Source organism: Streptomyces sp. NPDC002784 (assembly GCF_053592135.1).
In genome coordinates, this window is sequence record NZ_JBSFVD010000106.1 from 1 (window position 1) to 3,708 (window position 3,708).

5 protein-coding genes and 1 pseudogene are annotated in these 3,708 nt (G+C 71.6%); 3 read left to right on the plus strand and 3 right to left on the minus strand.

Annotated elements, in window-relative coordinates; genetic code table 11:
- Positions 1-100: 100 nt before the first annotated feature.
- Positions 101-907, plus strand: coding sequence for an FAD-dependent oxidoreductase (locus tag ACWD1Z_RS36750; RefSeq protein WP_451125166.1), 807 nt, complete (start codon positions 101-103; stop codon positions 905-907).
- Between the two features lie 288 nt (positions 908-1,195).
- Here the strand turns inward: ACWD1Z_RS36750 and ACWD1Z_RS36755 are convergent, their stop codons facing one another.
- A complete protein-coding gene (locus tag ACWD1Z_RS36755) occupies positions 1,196-1,765 on the minus strand; it encodes an SRPBCC family protein (RefSeq protein WP_451125168.1) in 570 nt (189 codons plus the stop codon).
- A 147-nt stretch (positions 1,766-1,912) separates the two neighbouring features.
- Between ACWD1Z_RS36755 and ACWD1Z_RS36760 the strand changes: the two genes are divergently transcribed.
- Complete coding sequence (locus ACWD1Z_RS36760) at positions 1,913-2,584, plus strand: CDP-alcohol phosphatidyltransferase family protein (RefSeq protein WP_451125170.1); 672 nt, start codon at positions 1,913-1,915, stop codon at positions 2,582-2,584.
- A gap of 10 nt (positions 2,585-2,594) precedes the next feature.
- Here ACWD1Z_RS36760 and ACWD1Z_RS36765 read toward each other — a convergent pair whose 3' ends face one another.
- Both ACWD1Z_RS36765 and ACWD1Z_RS36770 read right to left on the minus strand, forming a co-directional pair.
- The gene (locus tag ACWD1Z_RS36765; RefSeq protein ID WP_451125172.1) at positions 2,595-2,915 is read right to left on the minus strand and encodes a DUF427 domain-containing protein; all 321 of its coding nucleotides are present in this window, start codon (positions 2,913-2,915) and stop codon (positions 2,595-2,597) included.
- A 74-nt stretch (positions 2,916-2,989) separates the two neighbouring features.
- Positions 2,990-3,415, minus strand: coding sequence for a heavy metal-responsive transcriptional regulator (locus tag ACWD1Z_RS36770; RefSeq protein ID WP_451125174.1), 426 nt, complete (start codon positions 3,413-3,415; stop codon positions 2,990-2,992).
- An 89-nt stretch (positions 3,416-3,504) separates the two neighbouring features.
- On the opposite strand from ACWD1Z_RS36770, the pseudogene ACWD1Z_RS36775 reads away from it, so the two are divergent.
- Positions 3,505-3,708, plus strand: a pseudogene (locus ACWD1Z_RS36775) (hypothetical protein); the annotation flags it as partial.

The following is a 3,708-nucleotide window of genomic DNA, read 5'->3' on the forward strand; positions in this document are numbered from 1 at the left end:
CCCGGACCTCGGCCATCTCACCAGGTGTCACACCATCACAACGACACCAACAGCCCAACAGACACGCCACTCACAAACGAAGCTGACCAAGCCCTGCTAGGTGGCCGCCAGCTTCGCGCCGGTCGCGGACCGGATCCGCGAGGAGGCCACCGACGACTGGAACGACCAGGTGGCCGTCGACCGGTTCACCGGCAAGGGCGGGCACTTCGTCCGCGGCCGTGCCCGCCTGGCCGGCCCCGGCCGCGTGGAGGCCGACGGGCAGGCGTTCAGTGTCCGGCGCGCGGTGGTGCTGGCCACCGGCAGCCGCCCGCAGATCCCGCCCGTCCCTGGCCTGGAGGCGACCCCGTTCTGGACCAACCGGCAGGCGGTCTCGGTCAAGGAGCCCCCGGCCTCATTGCTCGTGCTCGGCGGCGGGGCCATCGGCGTGGAGCTGGCGCAGGCGTTCGCCCGCTTCGGCACCGCGGTCACCGTCGTCGAAGCGATGCAGCACCTGCTGCCCGCAGAAGAACCCGCCGTCGGCACCCTCCTGGCCGACGTTCTGGAAGAAGAGGGCATCACCGTACGCACCGCAGCCCGCGCCGCAGACGTGCGCCACGCAGACGACGCCTTCCGGCTCACCCTGGAGGGCGGACAGGAGATCACCGGACAGCACCTGCTGGTGGCCACCGGACGCAGGCCGCACCTGGCCGGGCTCGGCCTGGAAAGCATAGGTCTTCTACGGCCTGGCCGTGGCCATCCAGATGGAGATCCCGGTCGACCGGCTGCCGCACATGATGTTCGCCTACCCCACCTTCCACCGCGCCGTGGAAGACGCCCTCGCCGACCTCGGCCCTGGCCACTGACCGGCCAGCGGCGCGGACGCACCACAGCGGGGCGGCCGACCCTGCGCCCGGCCGGTCAACGGTGAGGAGGAGGCAGCCAGCAGAACACCGCCCGCGTGAGCGCCCTGGTCAGCCAGTCGCCCACTCGATCACGCACCCGCACCGGACCGCGGGCACCGCGGAGGCGGCCCGCTCCTCAGGCGCCGGCGCGCCGCCCAGCGTCGGCCTCAACTCTTGCTGTCTCCCGGCCCGCCGCGCCGGCCCGCTCGGCCGCGTCACCATGTCTCATCGCCGCCTTCCCTCTCGGCGCGAAACGGACACCCGCCCGCACTCCACCGCCTCCGTCGGCCCGCCGTGCGGTAGCGGCGAGCCGCTCACCGCAGAGTCGAGCGCCGCTCCGCCTCTTGTCGGACCGCGGCCAGGGAGGCGGCGACGGTCCCTTCCCACCGGGGGGCGACCAGGCCGCCCCACCACTGCCCAGCCCGCCACAGATCCGTGGCGAGCTCTCCCTCGTACACCAGCCGCGTACCGGACTCGTGCTCGGTGAGGGTGAACGATTCGGTGACCGCCGGGACGGGCCCGCGCACCAGCCGGAAGTCGACCCGCTCCGGCCGGGTGAACCGCACCGTCTCCACCGTCGTCGCCGTCAGCCGCCCGCCCGCGACCGGGGTGCGATGGGCGGCGAGCACCATGTCACTGCCCTGCTCCAGCACCAGGACCTTCTCGCGCATCGCTCGGGTGGCCCTGCCCAGATAGGGCTGGGCGATGACGTCGAACACCACCTCACGCGGTGCCGCGACGTCGACGGTCTGCGGCCCCAGCTGCCGTGTGCGCCGTCCGACGCCCATATCCAGGGGCAGCGCCCCGGTCACCAGCCCCAGATACCCGCCCGCAGCGCCCGCGCCCGCCACGGTCACCACTCCGAGAGCACCGATCCACGCCATTGGCCTGACCTCTCCACGCGTCCGTCCCTGTCTCAACTACGACGCTAGGCCGGGCATGTCCGCCGATCAGTGAGCGCGCTCACTTTCCTCCCGGCGCGTCGCCCCCTACCCTGAGCGCCACCCCCGAGTGGTGGAGGACCCAGAAGCATGGAGCCCGTATCCGCGATGGCCGACAGCCGCGCCGCGACGAACGCGCTGCTGGCCGAGCTGCGAGAAGACCGCCTCGCCCCCGAAGCCGTCGTGCGCTTCCTCGGCCAGGCCGCGCACCGGTCGTTGCTCCAGGCCGCCCGCCGCCCCCGTGCCTTGGCCGAGCTCACCGCCCTGCACGCCGTCCTGTACACGTTGGCGGCCGGCAGGCGGCCCGGACCGGGCTGGGTGGCCGCCAGCTGGGTCCTCGCAGCCTCACACCTGGGGCTGCTGGAACACCGCACCCGCCTTGCCCCCGCAGACATCCTGACGCTGCTGCGCGCCAACATCCCCGCCCTGCCCGGCGGAACCGGCCGCGCCTCCGGCGTCCTGGCGGTCGGCCTCGATCTCGCCGACGGGCGCCTTGCCCGCCACCAGGGCACGACCTCCCCCTTCGGCGACTACGCCGCCACCTTCGCCGACGCCGCGTTCTGGACGTGGCTCACCCTGCGTCACGAACCCAACCCCGCCGTACGGGCGGCGGCCATCGCCGCCTGGGCACTGCCCGTCGTCACCGTCACCGGCGTCGCCCTGCGCCGCGGCGCCATGCCCGAGCGGCCCCGACCCGTCCTGCTGCGCCCGGCCGCCGTCCTGCAGACCGTTGTCGCCCTCCGGCACCTGGTCCGCCGCTGACCCACCTCGGTCACTGACCGCTGTCTGCCGGGGCGTCCGGCTCCGGCGCGCCCTCCACCCGTACGCCCTGCCAGAACGCCACATGATCCTTGATCTTCCGGGCCAGCGGGCTGGGCTTGGGGTAGTACCAGGCAGCATCCGAGTTCGTCAGCCCGTCGACCTCAAGGCTGTAGTAGCGGGCCACTCCCTTCCAGAAGCACAGCGACCTGGTCCTGCTCGGCGTGAGGTACTGCCGGTGCAGCGACTCGGGCGGAAAGTAGTGGTTGCCCTCGACGATCACCGTGCGCGGGGTCTCCGCGATCACCGTTCCGTTCCACACCGCACGCAGCATGGCCTTGCTCCTCACCGTGAACCCGGACGGTATGTCCTGGGAGCCTTCACGCTAGGCGGGCCCGGCCGGCCAGTTTAGTGAGGACGCTCACCAACCGCGCTGCCCGCCCCGGTGAGAATGCGGCACACCTCGACGTCGGTACAGTCGGCGGGATCGGTCGCGGCTGCCCGCTCCGCCAGCCCCCGCAGCACCGCCCTGGTGGCGCGCAGCTCGGCCAGACGCCGGTCGATGTCTTGAAGATGCGCCTCGACGAGTGCCGTGACATGAGCGCAGGGAGAGGCGCCGGCATCACGCAAAACAAGCACGGAGCGGATCTCGGCCAGGCTCAGCCCCGCGCCCTGAGCGTCGCGGATGAACGACAGCCGCTGCACCGCCTGTGGCGGATAGTCGCGATAACCGCCCGCAGTACGGGGCGGGGCGGGCAGCAGCCCAGCCTGCTCGTAGAACCGGAGCGTCTTCGCCGTCACCCCGCTGACGGCAGCAAGGTCACCAATGCGCATAACTCAAGGCTAGCCCTTGACCTTCCAGCGCACTGGAAGGTCTACCGTCCGAACACAGCAAAAAGAACCACGTTAGGAAGGGGTCCGACATGAACCACTCCGGGACTGAGACAGCGCGCGTCACGGTGCTGACCGTGCCCGACTGCCCGAACGCCCCGCTCATCCGCGAGCGCATCACCGAGGCTCTCCAAGGCTGGGTGAGGTTCCCCCGAGATGCGGAGTGTGTTGACAGAGGGTCAGATGGTTCTCATGAGAGGAACATCGACCATGGCCGCCCCCAGAAAGTACTCGCT

Bases quoted from the DNA above. Each gene is read 5' to 3' on its own strand.
- ACWD1Z_RS36755 (WP_451125168.1), bottom strand. From the start codon at position 1,765: ATGGCGTGGATCGGTGCTCTCGGAGTGGTGACCGTGGCGGGCGCGGGC.
- ACWD1Z_RS36760 (WP_451125170.1), top strand. From the start codon at position 1,913: ATGGAGCCCGTATCCGCGATGGCCGACAGCCGCGCCGCGACGAACGCG.
- ACWD1Z_RS36765 (WP_451125172.1), bottom strand. From the start codon at position 2,915: ATGCTGCGTGCGGTGTGGAACGGAACGGTGATCGCGGAGACCCCGCGC.
- ACWD1Z_RS36770 (WP_451125174.1), bottom strand. From the start codon at position 3,415: ATGCGCATTGGTGACCTTGCTGCCGTCAGCGGGGTGACGGCGAAGACG.